Consider the following 19,078-nt stretch of genomic DNA (forward strand, 5'->3'; position numbering starts at 1 on the left):
CGCTCACACGGCGAGTGCGGTGCCTCGAACCAGTCCCCGAACGCGTAGTCTGTTCGAGGTCAGCGGTGACGCAGCGTCAGGGTGGTGATGATGGTGAGTGACGATTCGCCCATTGTCGACCTGACGCTTCGGGCGGTCGGACCGGCCACCGAGGGCGGCCGCCTTCCACTCGCGGAGTTGTCCCGCCTGACCAGTGGGCTGCAGGCAGCCCTGGAACTGCTGGCCCTGGGGATTGCCGGCAAGGCCGCCGGTCCTGGAAGGAGACCCCGCGAGATAGTCGACGCGGTACGGCTCGACTTCGTGGGCTTCCGGGCCGGCTCGGCTGTGCTGGACATCGCTCGGACCGGACAGTTGTCTCTCGACGAAGGGCTGTTGGACCAGGCGCTGACGGCTCTCGAGGAGGGCACGAACAGCCTTCGGGAACGACCGGACGTCCTCCCGCCCTACTTCGGTCCCCAGGTGCTCAACCAACTCAGAAGCCTGACCGGAGGCATAAGTGCCAGGAATGTCACCCGGGTGGAACTCTGGCAGAAGGATCGGGCGAGGTTCGTGATCGATGAGGCGCTGCAGCGGGCGGTCCGCCGAACGTCGTTCGAAAAAATCGCCCAGGAATCGACCGTGGTCGGACGGCTCCACATGGGTGATTTTTCGCCTGCGACCCTGCGCTGCCGCATCGATACGTACGCCGGCAGCATTCTGTGCGACTTCGACTCCGATCTGCGGGATGCGGTGCTTGACGCGATGGACGAGGTGGTGATGGCGGAGGGCGTCGCCGAGCTTGAGCCAAACGGCGCGACCATCCATATCCTGCACCTCTCCAGCCTTCGAAGAATCGACAGCGTGACGCCGAAGAGCTTGGCTGACCTGGCCCGGGCGCAGGGTGTGGGACCAGTTCGTTCGATCGACGAGCTGCGGGGCCTGCCGGTAGGTGAGATGGACGATTTCCTGGCGGCACTGCGTTCGGCCAGGGGTGAGGACGAAGACGCGTGAAGCGGATTCTTGTCGACACCGATGCTTTTTTGTCGTGTGGCAAGGAACGGATGACCACATCGCGCAGCAACCGGTGGGTGCGATCCCCGTCCTCAGCTTCGCGACGGTCGCCGAGCTGCACTATGGTGCCGCAAAGGCGCGGTGGGGCGACCGCCGCGTCTTGGCCTTGGAGGAGGCCGTGCGGCGTTATGTGATAGCTCCCTACGATCAGGATTTGGCCCGGCTGTGGGGCCGGCTCAAGGCGCAGGCCCAGTCCGCCGGTCACGCCTTGGGCCAAGTGGCGCAGACCAACGACCTGTGGATCTGCGCCACCGCCATCTACCACGACGCGCCGCTGTTGACGTTGAACCGTCGGCACTTCGAGGGCTTTCCTGGCCTTGCCATCATCGACTGTCGATCCGCCTGATTCGCCGATTCACCGGGTCCCCCGCGACGCAGAAGTAAGCGTGTCGTGCTCGCCGCACTCCCGAAGGCGGCCCGGCAGTACCTGGAGGCTCTGATGACCAGCGCGACCTACGAATACCAGAGCGACTTTGCCCGCCGCTACTTCCACCAGGGCAAGACCGAAGGCAAGGCGGAAGGCAAAGCGGAGGGCAAAGCGGAAGGGGAGGCCGCCGCGCTGCTGACGGTGCTCGCGACCCGGGGCATCGCGGTGCCCGACCCGGCGCGAAAGCGGATCACCGAGTGCACCGACCCCGAGCAACTCGAGACCTGGATCCGGCGCGCCATCACCGCCGGCTCCATCGACGAGATCTTGGAATAAGGGACGACGCCGGGCCAGGGCGTGCCCGCGGGGTGACGCCGGAGCGGCCTGACCGAAGCTGAGAACCTGTCGGTGTCGGCGGGCAGAATCGTCGGCGTGCTGGTGGCGGTGCGGGCGGAAGAGGGCGGCGGGGGCGAGTTGCGGCCCCTGCGGCCCGGCGGCGCGCCGGCCGGCCCGGCCGAACGGGTCACCGACCTGGTCGCCGCCGTCCGGGACCGGGAGATCGCGGACCGCCCCCGCTGGCTGTGGGCCTCGACCGCAGAGATCTACCCCGCGCTGCACCGGGCCGGGGTCCGGATCGACCGCTGCCACGACGTCGAGATGACCGAGGGACTGCTGCTGGCCCACGCCGGCCGATGGGGCGAACCGCGGGCGCTCGCGGCAGCCTGGGGCCGGCTCACCGGCGGCCCGGTCCCACCCGATCCGCCGGCCCGGACCGCCGCACCGCCCGGTCACCGGCAGGACACGCTGTTCGACATGTCCCCGCCCGCCCCGGACCTCGGCCTGACCGAACTGGCCCGGGTGTACGCCGACCAGCAGCGCCGGATCGAGGCCATCGACCGCCGGTTCCGGCTGCTGGTGGCGGCCGAGTCGGCCGGCGCGCTGATCGCCGTGGAGCTGGGCGCGGTCGGTCTGCCCTGGCGGGCCGACGTCCACCGGGCACTGCTGGTGGAGTTGCTCGGCGAGCCGTCCCCGGTGGGCGGGCCGCCGCGCCGGTTGGGTGAGCTGTCCGCCCGGATCGCCGAGGCCTTCGGCGTACGGCAGGTGCACGCCGACTCCCCGGCCGAGGTGCTGCGGGCCTTCGCCAAGGTCGGGGTGGACCTGCCCAACACCCGGGCCTGGGTGCTGCGCGGGGTGGACCACCCGGCCGCGCCGCTGCTGTTGGAGTACAAGGAGCTCTACCGGATCTGGACCGCGCACGGCTGGAACTGGCTGGACGCCTGGGTCCACGACGGGCGGTTCCGCCCGGAGTACGTCCCGTCCGGCGTGGTCTCCGGCCGGTGGGCCACCCGGGGCGGGGGAGCGTTGCAGATCCCCAAGGTGATCCGCCGCGCCGCCGTGGCCGACCCGGGCTGGCGGCTGGTGGTGGCCGACGCCGGTCAGTTGGAACCCCGGGTGCTGGCCGCGATGTCGGGCGACGCCCGGTTCGCCGCCGCCGGCGCCGCCGGTGACCTCTACGCGGCCCTGGCCGCCGACTCCTTCGCCGGAGACCGGGCCAAGGCCAAGGTGGCCCTGCTCGGCGCCATGTACGGCCAGACCGGGGGCTCGGCGATCCCGGCCCTCGCCGTCCTGCGCCGCAGCTATCCGACCGCCTTCGAGTACGTGGAGGCGGCTGCCCGTACCGGGGAGGCGGGTGGCCTGGTGCGGTCCTGGCTGGGCCGGACGAGCCCGGCCGGCTCGGTCGGCCTGCGCGACCCGGACGGCGAACCGGCCGAGGTGGAGGCGGCCGGCGACGGTGACCCGTTCGGACCGCGGGCCCGGGCGGCGGCCCGGGCCCGCGGCCGGTTCACCCGCAACTTCGTCATCCAGGCGACCGCCGCCGAGTGGGCGGCGACGCTGCTCGCGGTGCTCCGCGGCGGCCTCGCCGGGACCCCCGCCGAGTTGGTCTTCTTCCAGCACGACGAGGTGCTGGTGCACTGCCCGGCGGAGCAGGCCGACGCGGTGACCGAGGCGGTGGTGGCGGCCGGGGCGACGGCGACCCGACTGCTCTTCGGCGATACGCCGGTACGCTTCCCGCTCGATATCGCCGCCGTCGAGTGCTACGCCGACGCGAAGTGACACGAGCCAAAGTGCACGGATCGTCGAACCTCGGATGCTGGGCGCGGGCTCGCCCGCCCCGGTGACCGCACTATTCCTCACTCCACCTGTTCGTGACGGCGTCGATCTCGGTCGTCAGTTGTTTCCAACTGGTCAGTGTGGTCACCGAGCCGAACCGGTCGAGCCGTTCCAGCAGTTGGCGGCGGTGCTGGGGGAAACGCTTGCGGAGGCTTTCCCGTTTTCGGCCGGTCACGTCGGCGGCCCGCAGCAGGCACTGCTGCAAGACGTGTTTCGGGTCGGCGCGGGACTCCACCTCGTGCGGCCGGGGCAACTGGAGGTCACCGCGGCCACGCGGGTTGCCCGCCACCTGTCGGATCAGCCCTTCGTCGAGTAGTAGCCAAGCCTCGGTCATCCGTACCGGGATCACCGGCAGGCAACTGCTGTCTCCGGCCACGGCCGAAGCCGCTTCGGTGATCTCCCGGCGTCGCTCTTCGGCACCGGCATTGTCGGCGTCCCGGTGCACCACCACGACGTCCACCGGCCCGGTGAGGCGTAGGCCAGCGTGGATTTTGGACCGCACGTCGCGGGCCACCCGAGGGAGCAGAACGAAGTCCGGGCGGCTGAGGAAGAGGTTGACTCCCCGGTCCAGGAAAAGCGCCTCGATCAGATCCGCCAAAGGCAGGTCCGAGGTGCCTTCCGAGACGAACAGGCCACTGTACGTACGGGCGGTCATCCGACCATATCCAGCGGCAGGCGTAGCTGTGCTCCAGGCGGGGCGGCGAGAAAGGCGACCACGTCCGCCTCGGAGAAGGTGGGCTCTCCGGACTTTGCCCGCCAGGACCCTCGGAACGGCAGCAGCGAGAGGGCACGGGCGATCCCGCCGTCGGTGGTCCGGCGTGCCCGGACCTCAGCGAGCAACAGGTCGTCGCCCTTGCAGAGCTGCACGACCCCGGGGGAATGGGTGTTAACGATGACCTGCCGGAACGGGTTGTCGTCATCGGGCGCCTCGTAGGGGTTCACCGCCAGGTCCCGCACCAACTCCACCATGGCGGGCAGGTTGGCCGGATGGATGCCGTTCTCCGGCTCCTCCATCGCGATCAGGCCCGTGAACGTCGGGTCCTCCAGAAGCACACAGAGAGCCAGGAACCGGAGAGTCCCTTCGGAGAGCGCCCTGGCCGGCAGTCGCAGGTCGCCCTTTTCTTCGAGCAGGAGTGTGAAGACCTCGCGGACCGGGTCCAGTTCGACGGTGAGCCCTTCGACGCCCACGCCGGACAGGTCCGCGAGTCTGCCCGCCACCCTCGCGTAGACCGCCTCCGGGTCGACATCCGTCCCGTCACTGGTGGAGCCGTGCGCTATCCGGTACAGCGCGGCGGCTAGGTGCCGGCCGTCGGTGCCCAGCGTGCGGGGGTCGCCGAGGCCGTCGGGCGTGCGCAGCGCCGTCGGTTCCAGTGCCAGTCGTCGCCAGCTTTGCATCTCGCGCCGCGCGGCGAGGATGGTCGGGTAATCGTTGGTGGTGACGGTGCTCAGCACGGTGCGGCCGGCCCGACCTGCGGCTCGGGCGTGTGGCCTGCCGAGACTTTCACCGTCGGGATGGACGTTGATAACCGTGCCACCCTCACGATGCTCCGTCGAGAGAAAAGCCGAGCGACGGTCACCGGAGATCACCGTGCCGCGGAATCTCCCGGCGCTGTGCCCGAACCGGAGATGGTGTGCCGCCTCGCCCCGCCGGATGTGCCGGAGTTCCTCGCCGAGCAGGCTCAGCCTGCCCAGGCTGCTGGCATTGACCGGTCGCTCGAAGCCGAGGGTGACCTCGTAGCGAAGGAAGGTGGTGGTCGGCTTCGCCGGGGCGCCCAGGTCGTCCTCCACCTGGGTTGGCACGATCATCTCGGCCGCGAGCTTGATCCGGTGCTCGTGGTCGCGGTAACCGTCCCAGAACAGGTCCCTCGGGTCACCGCCCCGCATGCCGGACGCCCCCCGGACCCGCTGTGACGCTTCGACGAGCGGCTCGGCCGCCAGGTAGGAGAGAAACTCGATGGCGTCGAAGACGTTGGACTTGCCCATGCCGTTCGCACCGGCGATGCAGGTGAAGGGTCCGAAATCGATCGCCACGTCCACCAGGTTCTTGAAGCCCTGCACCTCCAGCCGCGTCAGCATGTCCGCAGCTTAGCCTTGAGGGCTCCGGCCCCACGCATGGCTTGCCCGACAGGGCTCACGGCGCCGGGTCCGGGACTGGTTCGTCGGCGGGATCCGGAACCAACCCGGCGGCGGGCACGGCCGGTTGTCGTCGGGCCAGGTTCTCGGCGGCGGTGAGAAAGTCGTCCAGCTCCGACCGGGGCATGCCTTCGTCCTCCAGCAGGCCGAGCACCAGCAGGGTCTGCGCCGCCACCGCCGGTCCGACCACCGGCGACGGTTCGGCCTCGCCGAGCGCCGCCCAGATGAGCCGTTCGGCGGTGGCCGGGTCAAGGTCGTGGCCGGTGTGGTCGTAGCGTTCCCGGACGGTGGCGACGAACCGGGTGATCGGCGCCCGATCCTGGCCGGCCCGGAAGCGGCGCCGCACGGCGAGCAGGAACACCCCGGACAGCAGGTCGCCGTAGCGCTGCCAGTCCCGGCTCGGAGAAGTGCCGCAGCCGGCGGTCGTAGCCGCGGACGTGTCCGTCGAGCAGGTCCCGCAGGGCAGCCTTCGGGTCGTTCACCATCGTGTCTCCTTGCGCAGCTCGTGTCGTATCCGGGTCCAGCGGGTGGGGCGGTGCGGCGGCACCGGGCGACCAGCCGGCCCGCGACGGCGGCGCCCGGGGCGAGGTCGGCCCGGCGGCGGACCACGGGCGCCGGTGGCGCCGCGGCCCGGACGTGCGCGGCGGCCGGCACGGGCGGCGGGGGCGTCGGGCCGGGCGCGGCGATCACCGCCGCGTACCGGTCCAGGGCCACGCCGCCGACGGCGAGCCGCGCGGCGACCAGGTCGAGGCGGGCGATCGCCGCGCCCCACCGCCGGGCCGCGACCACTGCGGCGGGCGTTCCGGTACGGCGCAGCCGGTCTTCGGCCACCGTGAGGCGCAGCCGGACGGCGACGGCGAGCGCGGCAGCCCGGTCGGCGGCAGCCCGGTCGGCGGCGGCCTGGACGGCCAGGGCGGCGTCCCGCAGGTCGTCCATGGCACCGGTCGCGGCGGTGATCGCCAGGGCGGTCGGTGTGGTAGGCGGGGTGGGCAGGTTGGGCCGGGTGTAGTGGGCGGCGGTCTCCTCGGCGGCCCGGCGAGGGCAGCCCTTTCTTCATCGGCGGTGGCGCTGCCGGTAGTCGGGGTAGGGGCAGCGGAATCAGATCGACGCATAGCTTGACCGAGGTCTCTCACACGACACATCGGCAGGGTCGCGGAGACGCGCGGTCCAGTAGGTGAGGTCGGCGTGGTGCTCAACCAGCGTCACCGCGACATCGCACTCTTGCTTGATCAGTCTGGCGGCCTCGTCCAAGCTGGCGAGGTCGCAGTCCCAATCGTTGTCGAGGTAGAGCTTCAGGCCAGGGTCGTCCCGCAGGAGGCCGATTGCCTCCGCAGTCTCCGGCGGAACGAGCACCACCGTGTAGCGCTCGATCTCGGCCGCTGCACCAGTGCTCGTATCCTCTTCGGTACGCCGTGGCCGGAACCGTTCCACCACCGATGGGATCGGACCGGGACTGTCCGCCGGGTCGTACGGCTTGACTGTCATCAACATAATGGCACCATCTCCGTGAGTGCTGTAGCTGATGTGAGGGCAACGTTGCCTCGACAATGGCAGTGGTGCCCGCCTGTGTCAAGCATGGTCGATGCGAGGAGTTGTGATGCCAAGTCGGAGTCGACCGACGATCGCCGTACGCGGACTTGCTGGGGAGTTAAAGGCATTGCGCCAAGCGTTGGGCCTCAGCGTGCGGGGTGTGGCCGACCGGCTTGGCTGGCCGCCGTCGAAGCTGTCGAGGATCGAGACCGGCCGACAGGGCATCCGGATCGAGGATGTCGCTGCGTTGCTGGTGGTCTACGAGGTGGTGGGTGACGAACGCGAGCGGCTGCTGGCGATGTCAGAGCGCTCCGAACCGGGCTGGTGGGAGGTGCTTCCTGGTCTACCGGTGGAGTCCCGGACCTTGATCCAGTTGGAAGCGGAAGCGACTGGGGTGTTCAACTTCGAGCCCCTGCTTGTGCCTGGCCTGCTCCAAACTGCGGATTACACACGAGCCGTGATGCAGGCGTGCGGTGTCAATGACGAAGATGCGCAGAGCAGGGTGAGGGCACGCCTTGGGCGGCAGGCGATCCTCGCCCGTGAGGAGCCTCCTGAGCTGCGCGTGATCATCGACGAGGGGGCGCTGCGGAGGGTTCTGGGTGGTCCTTGGGTGATGGCCCGCCAGCTACGGCACCTGCTGGACGCCGCCGATCGGCCTACCGTCACGGTCCAGGTCATCCCGTTGGCGGTAGGTGGCTACACCGGGCTGGACGGCCCGTTTGCCATTTTGGACTTTCGACGCAACCAGTCCATCGTTCACCTCGAACACAAGATCTCCGGCCTGTTCTTGGAGGAGCCTGAGCAGGTCTCATACTTCCGTCAGGAGATCGATAAGCTGGACGCCGTAGCATCGAGCCCGACCGAGTCGGTGAAGCTCATCGCTCAGATTGTCAGGACGTTCGACCGAGAGTGAGGCTGTTGTGACCACGCGCGACTCGACGACCGATCTGGCGTGGCGCAAGTCCAGTCGCAGTGGCTCCAACTCCAACTGCGTTGAGGTGGCCGAGTTAATGAGCGGGATGGCGATCCGCGACTCGAAGGACCCGGCAGGTCCCGCCTTGGTCTTGCCCAAGCGCGCATGGTCCAAGTTCTTGGTGACGCTGGGGTCGAGCGCTCTCGACCGCGTCTAGGCCAAGGGGCAGGGACGGCCTATTGTCAGTGCCGGTGCCCGGTGTCCTGACCAGCGGCTTCGGGCTGGTCGGCAACGTGAACGGGCTGTGGGACCGGGCCGCGAAGGTGCTCAGTGAGCAGGCCGGCGGTCACCGGCGACGAGCCACAGCGCCAGGAAGATGCCGTAGAAGATCCCCGACGTGACGGCGCCGACCGTGAGGTACCGGGCGCGCTCGTCCCGCAGGAGGCGGGCCACCAGGTTGCGCACGGCCTGTTCAACGGATGGTGGGCACGTCACGGACCCGGCCGGTGCTCCGGGGTTGCCGGAGATCCGTAGGGTCGGCGCCCACTACCTCTACCGCCAGGACTTCCGGGACGAGCCCGAGATCCGGGCCGCGGGCGAGGCACCGACCCTGCGAAATGTGATCGCCGAGATCGGCTACCCGAACGGTTCGACCCGTGCGGTGAGCCTCCCCGTGGGGCGACCGGACGGTGACTGGAAGATGTGCGGTCCAGAGGCGCGTTGACGTACCGGCGGCGACGTCGCCGGGCAGGTCGCGTCGGATAGCCGATCCGGCGTCCAGAATAGCCCGTTTTGGCCGACACTCGGGGCGGGGCGGATCGTTGGGTTCGGTGTGCGATCAAAGGCTACGACGCCCAAGGCTGCCACCGCCAAGGCGGCGACATCGAAGGCCGCGACATCGAAGGTCACGGCGCGCCGCTCGCGCGGCGCCAACCAGACGGCGGGCTCCGCGACCACACGGCGGACCTCCGCGGTCGACGCGCTCGCCGAGCGGCCCGCCCCCGCTGCCGTGCCGACCGATGGTACGACGGGGGCGATCCCACTGAGGCGGGTCGCCGGCATGATCATCGCGGCGGGTGGCGGGCGACGCATCGGCGGGCCGGAGGCGCTGCTGCGGCACGGGGAGACTCCGCTGGTCACCGAGATGCTGCGGACCGTCGCGGGCGCCGGTTGCGACCCGGTGGTCCTGGTCCTCGGTGCCGGCGCCGACCAGGTACGTGAACAGGCCGACCTGTCCGGCGCCCGGGTGGTGGTGAACGCCTCCTGGGGCACCGGGATCGGCTCGTCGATGCGGATGGGCCTGGACGCGCTGGCCGACGACACCGTCGAGGCGGTGCTGGTCGTACCGGTGGACATGCCCGGCCTGACCGCGGCGGCGATCCACCGGGTCGCCGCGCTGCCCTACCCGGACGTGCTGGTCTGCGCGACCTACAACGGGTTGCGCGGCTACCCGATGCTGTTCGGCCGCCGGCACTGGGCCGGCATCGCCACCCTGGCCAACGCGGACGTCGGTGCCCGGCCCTACCTGCTGGCGCACAAGGACGAGATCGTCGACATCTCCTGCGACACGGTCGCCGACGGCAGCCGGGTCGACTCGCCCGAACTGATGGCGCTCTGGGGACTCAGCGTCCCGACCCAGCGGCTCGGCGGCTGACCCGGACGGATCGGCGGCGCAACCGGGACGCCCGAGCCGTCAGCCCTTTATCGCGCCGGTCAGGGCGCCCTTGGCGAAGTGCTTCTGCACGAACGGGTAGACGATCACGACCGGCACCAGCGTCAGGACGACCACGGCCATCTGCAGCGACAGCGGCGCCGGTTTGGAGTGGCCGGCCACCTCGTGGGCAGCCACGCCCGGCATGCTCGCGCCCTGGTTGACGTACTGGTAGAGCACGTACTGGATAGGCCACTTCTGGCTGTCCGCAGGCATGTAGAGCATGACGTTGAACCAACTGTTCCAGTATCCGACCCCGTAGAACAGGGCCATCACCGCGCTCACCGCCTTGGAGGTGGGCAGCACCACCGATACCAGGATCCGCCAGTCGCCGGCACCGTCGATTCTGGCCGCGTCGATCAGGTCGCGCGCCGTGTTCATGTAGAAGGCCCTGATGATCAGGATGTTGAACACCGACACGGCGCCGGGCAGGATCAGCGCCCAGTACTGGTCGTAGCCGTGGAAGACGTTCGCCACCACGATGAAGGTCGGAATCAGGCCGCCGCTGAAGAACATGGTGGCGATGAACGTCAACAGAATGGTCCGGTGACCGAGGGAGCCCTGCCGGGACAACCCGTACGCGCAGAGCACGGACACGACCATCGAGACCGCGGTGCCGACGAGGGTGATCAGCAGGGCAATGACCAGCGCGCGGGTGACGACCTCGCCGCTGAGCATCGCGCGGTACGCGTCGAGGGTGAGGCCGTGCGGCACGATCACGATGCCTCCCGCGATGTTGATCGAACCCTGGGTGGAGAAGCTGGTGATCACCACGCAGTACAGCGGGAAGAGGATGAGGGCGAGGATGACGGCCAGGCTCAGCGCCTTTCCGAGTTGGCCGATGAGGGTGGGCTTCTCCTCCCACACCGGTCGTCTCGGACGGCGTCCGGTGGTCGCGGTGCGGGCCCGGACGGGGGGTGGGATGGTCATTTGCTGCTCCTGTACAGGCCGTCTTCGCCGAGGAGGTGGGCCAGCTTGTTCGCCGCGAAGATGAGGATGAGCGAGACGACCCCCTTGAAGAGGCCCGCTGCCGCGCCGAGACCGAAGTTGTTGGCCACGACGCCGTAGTAGTACGCGTAGGTGTCGAGAACCTCGGACGCGTCCGAGCCGACCGCGAAACGCTGGATGAGGAACTGCTCGAACCCGACGCTCAGGGCGTTGCCCAGGCGCAGCACCAGCATCAGCACGACGACGCCGCTCATCCCGGGAAGCGTGATGTGCCACATCCGGCGCCAGCGGCCGGCGCCGTCGGCTGCGGCAGCCTCGTACAGCTCCGGATCGATCGCGGCGATGGCCGCGAGGAAGACGATGATGCCCCAGCCGGCTTCCTTCCAGACCGCCTGGGCCGTGACCAGGTACTTGAACGTATCCGGGTCGGCCATGATGTTCCAGGGCGACATGTCCTGCGTGGCCAGGAAATGGTTGAGCACCCCGGCGCCGCCGAGCATCTGCTGGAACAGCGTGATGACCAGCACCCAGGAGAAGAAGTGCGGCAGGTAGACCACCGCCTGGACGAACGAGCGGGCCTTGGAGCTGAGCACCGAGTTGAGCATGATGGCCAGCGCGATCGGAATCGGGAAGAACAGCACCAGCTGGACGAAGCTGAGCACCAGGGTGTTCTCGAACGCGTGCCAGAAGGCAGGGTCGACGAACAGTTGCCGGAAGTTCTCCACCCCCGCCCAGGGGCTGTGCATGACGCCGGCGATGTAGTCGTAGTACTGGAACGCCGTGACCGTGCCGAACATGGGCAGGTAGTTGAAGGCGATGATCAGCAGCATCGCCGGCAGCGTCATGATGATCAGGCTCTTGTCGCGGTGCAGCCGGACGCGCCAGCTCAGGCTCGGCTTTCTGGCCCGTCGGCGTCGCCCGGTCCTCGATCGGCCCTTGTCCACCGGGACCGGTTGCAGGCTGTCGGGTCCGACCGGGCCACCTGTGGTGATGGTCGCCACCGGGTCCTCCTCTCCACCGTTCGGTCCTCGTCCTGGAGTTGGTAGGCCCCGGGACGAGGACCGGTTCGTCGTTACTGGCCGGTGCCGTACTTGTCGAGGACCTCGGTCTGATGCCACGCGACCATCGCGTCGCCCCCGGCGGATTTCCAGGACTTGACCGCGGTCTGGAAGTCGCTCACCGTCTTCGTGCCGTGGGTGACCTGCACGATGGTGTCGGTGATCTGCTGGGCCGACAGCGCGCTGGCGAAGCGGTTGGGCACCGTGATGTTCATGTTCCAGAACACCGGCTTGACGGCGCGCTTGACCGCGTCGGCCGACCACTCGCAGAAGGCGCGGGTGACGCTCTCGTAGCCTGGGTTGACCACCGCGCTCTGCGGTGCGCAGAGGAAGCCGTAGGTGACCTGGTTGGCCTCCTTCTGGCCGGTGGGCGTGTAGCTCGGCCCGTGCGCACCCCTGGTCCAGTCCACGCCCTCGACGCCGTAGTTGATCAGCGTGTACTCCGCGGACCCGAAGGGAGCCGCGAGGAAGTCGGCGATCCGCAGGCACTCCTCGATCTGTTCCTTGGACAGCCGCTTGTTCAGGTAGCTGAGCTGCCGGGTCGGGGAGCCGAGCAGGATGGTCGGTGTCGAGCCGTCGAAGGAGAAGAGCTTGAACGCGTCGCGCGTGTACCTGGGGTTGGCCGCCTGACCCTGCTGGGCGTCCATCACGTTCCAGCCGCCGGTGCCGCCGGCCTGCACCAGTTCCTTGCCACTGTAGAAGCGCTGGGTTTCGTTGCTCGTGTCGTTCGCCAGGGCATCCGGGTGGACGTAGCCGGACTTGGCGAGCTTGTACGCGTACTCGAGCGCGACAATGATCTGTGGCGACTCGTACGCACTGCGCAGCTTGCCGCCGTCGACGATGAAGCCGTTGGGGGAAGGCACGTTGAAGATCTGCTGGATCGCCAGCCAGAGCACGTCGAAGGCCCAGACGTTCGCCTTCGCCGCGGTCAGTTCGGCGCCGAGGTGGAACAGGTCGTCCGCGGTCTTGATGTCGTCCGGGTTGATGCCCCGATCCTGGAGGACGTCCTTGCGGTAGAAGAGGGTGCCACCGAACGACTGTGCCGTGGTGAACGACGGAATGCCGTAGAGCTTGCCGTTCCACGCCCCGGATTCCCAGCCGCCGGTGGGGATCGCGGCGAGGTTCGGGTACTTGCGGATGTTGGCGCCCGAGAGATACGGCGTGAGATCGGCGAACCGGGTTTCGGTGAGGCCGCCCGTGTTGAACGTGGAGTTCCACCAGGCCGGTAGCTGGATCCAGTCCGGCAGCTTGTCACCGGCGGCCAGCGTCGGGATCGTCTTGTCGTAGGTGGCGCCGTTGGCGGGGCTCACCACGAGGTTGGCGCCGAGGGCCTTGTTCACCGCCTTGTAGTACGCGTTGCCCGCTGGCGGGATGGCCCCCCACAGCGGGGTGATGGCCTGGTAGGTGCCGCCCGATCCGGGCGGCTGGGCCACGGTTTTGACCAGCTCCGTCGGGTAGCTCAGGTAGCCCGGATCGGTCAGGGTGCCGTTCGCGCCCGCGACACTGGGGATGTCGGGCTTCACACCACCCTGTAGTGGCACGTAGTGGGGCAGTACCGCCTTCAGTCCGTTCGAACTGACGCCCCCGCGACCGCCCTTGCTGTCGCCGCAGGCGGAGATCAACGGTGTGGCCAGCGCTGCGGCGCCCAGGCCGAGCGCGGTGTCGCGCAGCAGCCTCCTGCGGGTGAACGCTGTGTCGCCGATTCCCATGAGGGTGGCCTTTCTGGTCGAGACGGTGATCTGGGTCGGTGCGCGGCGTCGGACCCGACGTGGAAGCCCGGCGCGGTGGGGCGGATGCGCGTGACGGGATACCTGGGGCATTGCCGCGACAACTGGGGGGAGCCGTGGTCGGGCGACGGCACACGAGGGCGACGGGTCGACGCGGAACAGCAGGTGCGGCCGGGAGCGCGGCCGGACAGCCTTCGTCGAAGCGCTTCGATTGCCCGAGACGATACGACAGCGGATGTCCTCGTGCAACAGGCTGCCGGAGAAGGCGGCGGGCGACGTTCCCGCGACGTGGGGGGCGGCCGGTGCCGCCGCGCCGGCCGTCTTGACAGCGCCCAGCGGTCATGCCAGTTTGTCGAAACGCTTCGATGCTTGGCGGATCATCCGCAGTACGCCGCTACCGGCCGGCCCACTCAGATGCTCGATAGGAGCGTGCCATGACCCGGCATCCCTTCCGCGACCCCACCCTGCCCGTCCCGCGACGGGTCGAGGATCTTCTCGCCCGCCTGACGCGGCAGGAGAAGGTGGCCCTGCTGCACCAGTACGCGCCGGCGGTGCCGCGGCTCGGCCTCGCCGAGTTCCGCACCGGGACGGAGGCGCTGCACGGCGTCGCCTGGCTCGGCGAGGCCACCGTCTTTCCGCAGGCCGTCGGCCTCGGTGCGAGCTGGAACCCGGAGCTGGTCGAGGCCGTCGGTCGGGTGTCGGCCATCGAGGTACGCGCGCTGCACGCGAAGGATCCGATGGTGAGTTTGAACGTGTGGGCGCCGGTGGTGAACCTGCTCCGCGACCCGCGCTGGGGCCGCAACGAGGAGGGATACTCCGAGGACGTGCTGCTCACGGCCCGGATCGCGATCGCCTACTGTCGGGGCCTGCGCGGTGATCATCCGTACTATGTGCGTACCGCGCCGACCCTCAAGCACTTTCTCGCCTACAACAACGAGACCGGGCGTGACGTGACGTCCTCGACGGTGCGTCCGCGGGTGCTGCGCGAGTACGACCTGCCGGTGTTCACGCAGCCGATCGCCGCCGGTGTCGTCGACGCCGTCATGCCCGCGTACAACCTGGTCAACGGGCGCCCGGCCCACCTGAGCCCGTACCTGAACGGCGAGCTTCGGGCCCTGGCCGAGCGGGACCTGCTGGTGGTCAGTGACGCGTCGGCGCCGAGCAACCTGGTCGACTCCGAGCACTACTACGACGATCACGAAACCGGTCACGCCGCGGCGCTGCGCGCCGGGGTCGACAGCTTCACCGACCACGGCACCGACTCGTCGGTCACCGTGGCCCGCCTCGGCGGGGCGCTCGAACGTGCCCTGATCAGTCAGGAGGACATCGACCGGGCGGTGGCCCGCGTCCTCGCGCTGCGGATCCGTACCGGGGAGTTCGACCCCGACGTCGATCCCTACGCCGCCATCTCCGAAACCGCGCTCAACCTCCCGGAACACCGGGCGCTCGCCCGACGGGCGGCCCGCGAGCAGATCGTGCTGCTCAAGAACTCGGGTGACCTGCTGCCCCTGTCGACGGGCACCGGGTTGCGCGTCGCGGTTCTCGGGCCGTTCGCCGAGGAGCTGCGCGCCGACGCGTACAGCGGCACTATGCCCTACCGGGCGACGGTCGCGGACGGGCTGCGACGAGCCCTCGCACCGGACGGCGGCGAGGTGGTGAGCACGAACGCGGCCGACCGGGTGGTGCTGGTGGTCCGCGGCACCGGGCGGCCGGTCCGGTTGGCCGCCGACGGGTCCCTCACCTGCGCTCCCGGCCCGGACGGCGAGCCGTTCGACCGGCTCGACTGGGGGCAGGGCCTCAGCACGCTCCGGAGCGTGACCACCGGTCGGTACGTGACCGTCAAGACCGACCCGACCGACGACGACCTCGCGGCGGGCGCCCCCGCGCCGCGGACGCGAGCGGACCGGCTGACCGCCGAGCAGCTCCAACCGACGGGTTGGTTCGTCCGGGAAACCTTTAATCTCATCGATCAGCCGGCGGGCACGACCGTGCTGCGGCACGCGCAGCTGGGTACGTACGTGGTCGTCGACGCCGAGACCGACGAACTCGTCGCCACCGCGCGGCGGCCGCAGGACGCCGAGCAGTTCAGCCTGCGGATGGTGCGTCCCGGCCTCGCGCACGCCCGTGAACTCGCGCGGGACGCGGACGTGGCGGTCGTGGTGGTCGGCAACGACCCGCACATCATCGCCCGGGAGACCCTGGACCGGGACACCGTCGCCCTGCCGCCCGCGCAGGAGGAACTCGTGCGCGTGGTCGGCGCGGCGCAGCCACGCACCGTGCTCGTCGTCATGAGCAGCTACCCGTACGCGTTCCCCGACGACCTCGTCCCGGCGATCCTCTGGACCAGCCACGCCGGCCAGGAGACCGGCGACGCGCTCGCCGACGTGCTGCTCGGTCGGTACGCGCCGACAGGCCGGCTGCCGCAGACCTGGTACCGGAGCGACGAGGACCTGCCTGACCTGCTCGAGTACGACATCATCAAGGCAAGACGCAGCTATCTGTATTTCGAGGGCGAGCCGCTCTACCCGTTCGGTCACGGGCTGACCTACACCACGTTCGACTACGGCCCGCCGCAGGTGGTGCTGGACGGCGCGACGGTGGCGGTGACGCTGGAGGTCGGCAACACCGGGAAGCGGGACGGGACCGAGGTCGTCCAGCTCTACAGCCGGCCGGTCGATCCATCCGTCGTTCGCCCCTCCCGCCAGCTACAGGCCTTCGCGCGCGTCGAGCTGGCCGCCGGACGCAGCCGCCGGGTCGAACTCACCTTCCCCGTGTCCGCGCTGGCGTACTGGGACGTGGCCGTGGGTCGGCACCGGGTCGAGCCGGGAGAGTACGAGCTGATGGTGGGCCGGTCCAGCGCGGCACCGCAGGTGCGCGCCCGCCTGCTGGTGCCCGGTGAACCGACCGGCGGCCGCGACATCCTGGGGATCGACGTACGCGCCGTCGACTTCGACGACTACGAACGGGTGGCGCTGGTCGACACGAGCCGCGAGTCGGGCGACGCGGTGGCCGTTACCGGCTCCGGCGCGGGGTGGCTCCGATTCCGCGCGGTCCACCTCGACCGGGCCGCGCTGCGGATGACGGCGCGCGTCGGCCGCCTGGAGCCGGGCGAGGCCACCATCACCGTACGGCGGGACGATCCCGTCGGTGGCGCCGTCCTGGGACGGCTGCGGGTCGGTCGCACCGGTGGGCAATACACCTGGACGACGGTCAGCGGGGGCGTCGACGCGCCCGCCGGAACCTACGACCTGTACCTGGTGCTCGCCGGGGAGCAGCGGCTCGATTCGTTTCGGCTGGACGTGTCGTGACCGGCTTGTGGTACGGCGGCGACTACAACCCCGAGCAGTGGCCCGACGAGGTGTGGGCCGAGGACGACGCGCTGATGCGCCAGGCCCGGGTCAACACCGCGACCGTGGGCGTCTTCGCGTGGTCGAGCATCGAGCCGACCGAGGGTCGTTTCGAGTTCGGGTGGCTGGACCGTACGCTCGACCGGCTGCACGCCAACGGTGTCCGGGTGATCCTCGCGACGCCGACCGCGTCCCCACCGCCGTGGTTCACCGTCGCGCATCCCGAGGCGATGCCGGTGACGAGGCAGGGCACCCGGCTGTGGCACGGTAGCCGGGACACCTATTGCGCGGCGTCCCCGGCGTACCGGGAGGCGGCCGGCCGGGTGGCCGCCGCGTTGGGCGAACGGTACGCCGACCATCCGGCGGTCGTCCTGTGGCACGTGCACAACGAGTATGGTTCGGCGTGCTACTGCGATCGCGCGGCGGTGGCGTTCCGGCGGTGGCTCCGCGGGCGGTACGGCGACCTCGACGCCCTGAACCAGGCCTGGTACACCAGATTCTGGAGCCAGGGGTACACCGACTGGGAACAGGTGGTGCCACCGCGCGACACGGCCTACCTGCCCAACCCGACGCAGGCGCTCGACTTCTCCCGCTTCTGGTCGGACGAACTGCTGGCCGCGTTCGTGGAACAGCGCGACATCCTGCGCGCACACACCCCCCACACGCCGGTCACGACGAACTTCATGCTTCCGGACGACTATCAGATGCTGGATTTCTGGCGGTGGGGCGAGCAGGTCGACGTGGTCGCGATCGACCACTACCTGAACGCGACCGGCGTGCCGGGCAGCGTCGATGTGGCCTTCGGCGCCGACCGCGCGCGTTCCTTCAACGGCGGTCGGCCGTGGCTGCTCATGGAGCAGGCCACCAGCACGATCCGGCCGGCCGGCGACCTGGTGGTGGCCAAGGAACCTGGCCGGCTGTTGCGCGACAGTCTGGCGTACCTGGCGCGCGGATCCGACTCGGTGCTGGTCTTCCAGTGGCGGGCCAGCCGCGCGGGCTCGGAGCTGCACCACGCCGCGATGGTGCCGCACGCCGGTCCGGACACGCGCGTGTTCCGGGAGGTGACCGCGCTCGGGTCGACCCTCGCCCGACTGGGCGAGATCGTCGGCAGCGCGCCGCGCGCCCGGGTGGCGATCCTCTGGGACGCCGACGCCCGCTGGGCACTTGAGCTTCCCGTCACGCCGTCGTCGCACCTGCGGTACGTGCCGGCACTGCGCGACACGCACCGCGCGCTGTGGCGGGCCGGTGTGCTCACCGACTTCGCGCGCATCGACGACGACCTGGCCCGTTACGTGGTCGTGTTCGCGCCCAGCCTCTACCTGTTGTCCCGCGCGGCGGCCGAATCACTCGCCCGCTATGTCGAGGCCGGCGGTCATCTCGTGGTCGGCTGCTGCTCGGGGGTCGTCGACGAGCGCCACCACGCCTGGCTCGGTGGTTTCCCCGGCGGTCTCATGGCGGCGCTCGGCGTCCGGGTCGAGGAGTTCCACCCGATCGAGCCCGGGCGGACCGTGCCGCTCGCCGACGGTGGTACCGGTCGGTTGTGGAGCGAGGACCTCACCTGCCACGAGGCGGAGGTGCTCGTCACCTATCGTGGTGGCGTCCTCGACGGCAAACCGGCGATCACCCGCCGTCGCCACGGCGTGGGTACCGGCTGGTACGTCTCCACCAGCCTGTCGGAGGACTCGGCCGCCGGGCTGGTACGGCGGGTGCTCGCCAGCGCCGGCATCGAGCCCGAGCTTCCCGGCGCACCGGAGGACGTGGAGGCGGTACGGCGCTACGCCGAGGACGGCCGGTCGTGGCTGTTCGTGTTCAACCACGGCAGCGCCGTGGCGGAGGTGGCCGCGACCGGACACGAGCTGCTGACCGACAGGTGGGTCAGCGGCGCACTGGTCCTGGAACCGGGCGCTGTCGCCGTGGTCCGTGAACCCGTACAGGTCTTCCCATAGGCACCCTCGCCAATTCGCGATCCGCGACGTGCGGGCAGGTGTGCGAGACGCTCCTTCTCGCGCACCTGCCCGGGCACCCCGGTGAATCGCTCGTTCTTGGACGGTTGGCACAACTCGTCGGCTCGAAAGTTTCGTGGACGTTGCCCGATATTTTCTCTGGAAACTAGCAAGGCGTC

General features: G+C 69.8%; 18 protein-coding genes. 10 read left to right on the top strand and 8 right to left on the bottom strand.

Annotation, left to right across the window (positions count from 1 at the left end):
• The first annotated feature begins 81 nt into the window (after positions 1-81).
• From ACFOX0_RS10205 to ACFOX0_RS10220, 4 genes are all read left to right on the top strand, one after another.
• Entirely contained in the window at positions 82-990 is a 909-nt protein-coding gene (locus tag ACFOX0_RS10205) for a hypothetical protein (protein WP_377543976.1), read from the top strand.
• 34 nt (positions 991-1,024) lie between these two features.
• The gene (locus ACFOX0_RS10210; protein WP_377543978.1) at positions 1,025-1,396 is read left to right on the top strand and encodes a PIN domain-containing protein; all 372 of its coding nucleotides are present in this window, start codon (positions 1,025-1,027) and stop codon (positions 1,394-1,396) included.
• A 93-nt stretch (positions 1,397-1,489) separates the two neighbouring features.
• Positions 1,490-1,753 (top strand): hypothetical protein, encoded by a 264-nt coding sequence (locus ACFOX0_RS10215; protein ID WP_377543980.1) that lies wholly within the window; start codon positions 1,490-1,492, stop codon positions 1,751-1,753.
• Positions 1,754-1,819: 66 nt separating this feature from the next.
• Positions 1,820-3,532 (top strand): bifunctional 3'-5' exonuclease/DNA polymerase, encoded by a 1,713-nt coding sequence (locus tag ACFOX0_RS10220; RefSeq protein WP_377544250.1) that lies wholly within the window; start codon positions 1,820-1,822, stop codon positions 3,530-3,532.
• A 70-nt stretch (positions 3,533-3,602) separates the two neighbouring features.
• Here ACFOX0_RS10220 and ACFOX0_RS10225 read toward each other — a convergent pair whose 3' ends face one another.
• The 4 genes from ACFOX0_RS10225 to ACFOX0_RS10240 all read right to left on the bottom strand — a co-directional run bounded on the left by ACFOX0_RS10225 (position 3,603) and on the right by ACFOX0_RS10240 (position 7,207).
• Entirely contained in the window at positions 3,603-4,244 is a 642-nt protein-coding gene (locus tag ACFOX0_RS10225; protein ID WP_377543982.1) for a hypothetical protein, read from the bottom strand.
• Positions 4,241-5,665 (bottom strand): AAA family ATPase, encoded by a 1,425-nt coding sequence (locus tag ACFOX0_RS10230; protein ID WP_377543985.1) that lies wholly within the window; start codon positions 5,663-5,665, stop codon positions 4,241-4,243. Before ACFOX0_RS10230 ends, ACFOX0_RS10225 begins: the two co-directional genes overlap by 4 nt.
• A 55-nt stretch (positions 5,666-5,720) precedes the next feature.
• On the bottom strand, positions 5,721-6,083 hold the full coding sequence (locus ACFOX0_RS10235; protein ID WP_377543987.1) for a hypothetical protein: 363 nt from the start codon (positions 6,081-6,083) through the stop codon (positions 5,721-5,723).
• Positions 6,084-6,820: 737 nt separating this feature from the next.
• Positions 6,821-7,207 (bottom strand): hypothetical protein, encoded by a 387-nt coding sequence (locus ACFOX0_RS10240; protein WP_377543989.1) that lies wholly within the window; start codon positions 7,205-7,207, stop codon positions 6,821-6,823.
• A 112-nt stretch (positions 7,208-7,319) separates the two neighbouring features.
• Here ACFOX0_RS10240 and ACFOX0_RS10245 point away from each other — a divergent pair, with 112 nt between their 5' ends.
• Together ACFOX0_RS10245 and ACFOX0_RS10250 are read left to right on the top strand one after the other, a co-directional pair.
• The gene (locus ACFOX0_RS10245; protein WP_377543991.1) at positions 7,320-8,165 is read left to right on the top strand and encodes a helix-turn-helix domain-containing protein; all 846 of its coding nucleotides are present in this window, start codon (positions 7,320-7,322) and stop codon (positions 8,163-8,165) included.
• Positions 8,166-8,172: 7 nt separating this feature from the next.
• Positions 8,173-8,382 (top strand): DUF397 domain-containing protein, encoded by a 210-nt coding sequence (locus ACFOX0_RS10250; RefSeq protein ID WP_377543993.1) that lies wholly within the window; start codon positions 8,173-8,175, stop codon positions 8,380-8,382.
• Positions 8,383-8,492: 110 nt separating this feature from the next.
• Here ACFOX0_RS10250 and ACFOX0_RS10255 read toward each other — a convergent pair whose 3' ends face one another.
• Positions 8,493-8,630 carry a hypothetical protein gene (locus tag ACFOX0_RS10255; RefSeq protein ID WP_377543995.1) on the bottom strand — a complete coding sequence of 46 codons (138 nt, stop codon included), beginning with the start codon at positions 8,628-8,630 and terminating at the stop codon, positions 8,493-8,495.
• Positions 8,631-8,682: 52 nt separating this feature from the next.
• On the opposite strand from ACFOX0_RS10255, the gene ACFOX0_RS10260 reads away from it, so the two are divergent.
• Positions 8,683-8,889 carry a hypothetical protein gene (locus ACFOX0_RS10260; protein ID WP_377543997.1) on the top strand — a complete coding sequence of 69 codons (207 nt, stop codon included), beginning with the start codon at positions 8,683-8,685 and terminating at the stop codon, positions 8,887-8,889.
• 336 nt (positions 8,890-9,225) lie between these two features.
• Complete coding sequence (locus tag ACFOX0_RS10265; protein ID WP_377543999.1) at positions 9,226-9,819, top strand: nucleotidyltransferase family protein; 594 nt, start codon at positions 9,226-9,228, stop codon at positions 9,817-9,819.
• A gap of 39 nt (positions 9,820-9,858) precedes the next feature.
• Here the strand turns inward: ACFOX0_RS10265 and ACFOX0_RS10270 are convergent, their stop codons facing one another.
• The 3 genes from ACFOX0_RS10270 to ACFOX0_RS10280 form a co-directional block, all read right to left on the bottom strand.
• On the bottom strand, positions 9,859-10,806 hold the full coding sequence (locus ACFOX0_RS10270) for a carbohydrate ABC transporter permease (protein ID WP_377544001.1): 948 nt from the start codon (positions 10,804-10,806) through the stop codon (positions 9,859-9,861).
• Positions 10,803-11,825 carry an ABC transporter permease gene (locus tag ACFOX0_RS10275; protein ID WP_377544003.1) on the bottom strand — a complete coding sequence of 341 codons (1,023 nt, stop codon included), beginning with the start codon at positions 11,823-11,825 and terminating at the stop codon, positions 10,803-10,805. The genes ACFOX0_RS10270 and ACFOX0_RS10275 overlap by 4 nt, the downstream gene beginning before the upstream one ends.
• 71 nt (positions 11,826-11,896) lie before the next feature.
• The gene (locus ACFOX0_RS10280) at positions 11,897-13,591 is read right to left on the bottom strand and encodes a hypothetical protein (protein WP_377544006.1); all 1,695 of its coding nucleotides are present in this window, start codon (positions 13,589-13,591) and stop codon (positions 11,897-11,899) included.
• A gap of 452 nt (positions 13,592-14,043) precedes the next feature.
• Here ACFOX0_RS10280 and ACFOX0_RS10285 point away from each other — a divergent pair, with 452 nt between their 5' ends.
• Both ACFOX0_RS10285 and ACFOX0_RS10290 read left to right on the top strand, forming a co-directional pair.
• Positions 14,044-16,917 carry a glycoside hydrolase family 3 C-terminal domain-containing protein gene (locus ACFOX0_RS10285; protein ID WP_377544008.1) on the top strand — a complete coding sequence of 958 codons (2,874 nt, stop codon included), beginning with the start codon at positions 14,044-14,046 and terminating at the stop codon, positions 16,915-16,917.
• Complete coding sequence (locus tag ACFOX0_RS10290) at positions 16,914-18,902, top strand: beta-galactosidase (RefSeq protein ID WP_377544010.1); 1,989 nt, start codon at positions 16,914-16,916, stop codon at positions 18,900-18,902. The genes ACFOX0_RS10285 and ACFOX0_RS10290 overlap by 4 nt, the downstream gene beginning before the upstream one ends.
• Positions 18,903-19,078 lie beyond the last annotated feature (176 nt).

Source organism: Micromonospora zhanjiangensis (genome assembly GCF_042650605.1).
Lineage (GTDB): Bacteria > Actinomycetota > Actinomycetes > Mycobacteriales > Micromonosporaceae > Micromonospora_J > Micromonospora_J zhanjiangensis.